Here is a 1,677-nt window from a genome sequence, read left to right as displayed (position 1 = left end):
TCGCTGCCGGGGGGCGCGGCTTGCGCGAACAGCCGGCCGGCCAGGGCCGCCACGCGGGCGGCGTGCGGCTCGTCCACGCCGAAGCGCTGCACCAGGCCCTGCACGCTGGCCGAGCGCAGGTCGGCGCCGGGCTGCTCGCGCTCCAGCAGGTCGTACAGCGCCCCCTGGCGCAGCGCGCCCTGGGCCACGGTGATCTGCTCCAGGCCCAGCAGGTCGAACAGGGCGCGCACGATGCTCACGCCCCCGCCGATGACCGGGCGGCGGTCCTCCTTCAGGCCGTCCAGCCGCACCCGGTCGGCGTGGCGGGCGCGCAGCAGCTGCTCGTGCAGCCAGTCCAGGCCGGCGCGGGTGATGCGGCCCTCGCCGTGGCCGGCAGCGGCCAGCACCGTGCCCACCGCGCCCATGGTGCCGGACGAGCCATAGGCCACGTCCCACAAGCCGCCGTGGTAGGCCTGGGCCGCCTCGTCCAGCACGGCGCGGGCGGCCGTCTCGGCGGCCTGGAAGGCCTCACGCGTGAAGGCGCCGTCCGCAAAGTAGCGCGCCGACCAGGCCACGCTGCCCACGCGGTACGAGGCCACGACGCTGGCCGTGAACTGCTGCCCCAGGATCAGCTCGGTCGAGCGCCCGCCGATGTCCACCACCAGCCGCCGCTCGTCCGACTGCGGCAGCAGGCGCGAGACTCCCTGGTAGATCAGCCGCGCCTCCTCGGGGCCCGAGACCACTTCGATGGGAAAGCCCAGGATCTCGCCGCCGCGGCGGATGAACTCCTCGCGGTTGCGCGCCTCGCGCAGGGTCTGCGTGGCCACGGCGCGCACCCGGGCGGGTGCAAAGCCCGCCAGCCGCTCGGCAAAGCGCGCCAGGCAGTCCCAGCCGCGCTGCATGGCGTCGGCAGACAGGTTGCGCTCCTCGTCCAGGTCGCCGCCCTGGCGGACTGTTTCCTTGCGGTATTCGACCCGGTGGATGAGCCCGTGGTCGAGGCGGCCGATTTCGAGGCGAAAGCTGTTGGACCCCAGGTCCACGGCCGCAAGCAGTGTTCCGTCTTGCATGGATGTGCGCGTGCTGCGCGGTTCTTTTGGCGGGGCCGCATGGTACCTGCTGCCGCGCGGGTGGGCGGGCAGGCGTCAGCCGACGATGCGGCCGTCCCCCGCCAGCATGCTCTGCGTCACCAGTCCGCCGGCCGGCCGCCGCCCCTGGTAGGCCACCACGTAGCCACCCAGGTGCACCTCGCGGCGCTGCCTGAAGGCGGCCAGCGCGCTGGCGCGGGTCAGGGGGCCGGCCACCGAGGCCAGCACCTCGGCCGTGTAGCGCGCGGCGATGAAGCCCGCCAAGCCCTGGGGCGAGGGCGGCTCGTCGTACAGCCGGCCCATCACCTCGCGGTAGGCGCGCACGATGGGCAGGCCGGCGGTGACCAGCGGCACCGGCTGGGTGGCGATCACCGGCACGTTGTGCCGCGCGCCGCCCAGCTGGGCCAGCACCTGCAGGTTCACGTCGGCCAGGGCCACCACGTAGCACTGGCGCCCGCGCGGCAGCTCCAGCCGGGCCACGTAGTCGTGCAGCTCGGGCGTGCCGCCCACGAACAGCACGATGGCCGGGGGCGCGGTGCGGCTTTGCGTGCTCGTGAGCACCTGGGTGCGCAGCCCCATGGCCGTGCCGGCCTGCAGCACGCCGGCCTGCAGC

General features: G+C 74.7%; 2 protein-coding genes. Both read right to left on the bottom strand.

Annotated elements, in window-relative coordinates; translation table 11 throughout:
* Positions 1-1,046: Ppx/GppA family phosphatase (locus A612_RS06255; protein WP_019373657.1), on the bottom strand; the 1,046-nt coding region annotated here is incomplete at its 3' end.
* A gap of 75 nt (positions 1,047-1,121) precedes the next feature.
* The coding region (locus tag A612_RS06250; RefSeq protein ID WP_019373656.1) for a hypothetical protein at positions 1,122-1,677 on the bottom strand (556 nt) is incomplete at its 5' end.

Source organism: Melaminivora alkalimesophila, from assembly GCF_000282995.1.
GTDB classification, from domain to species: domain Bacteria; phylum Pseudomonadota; class Gammaproteobacteria; order Burkholderiales; family Burkholderiaceae_C; genus Melaminivora; species Melaminivora alkalimesophila.
The sequence above is the reverse complement of the archived record's forward strand: the minus strand, read 5'-3'. Positions and strand labels throughout refer to the sequence as shown.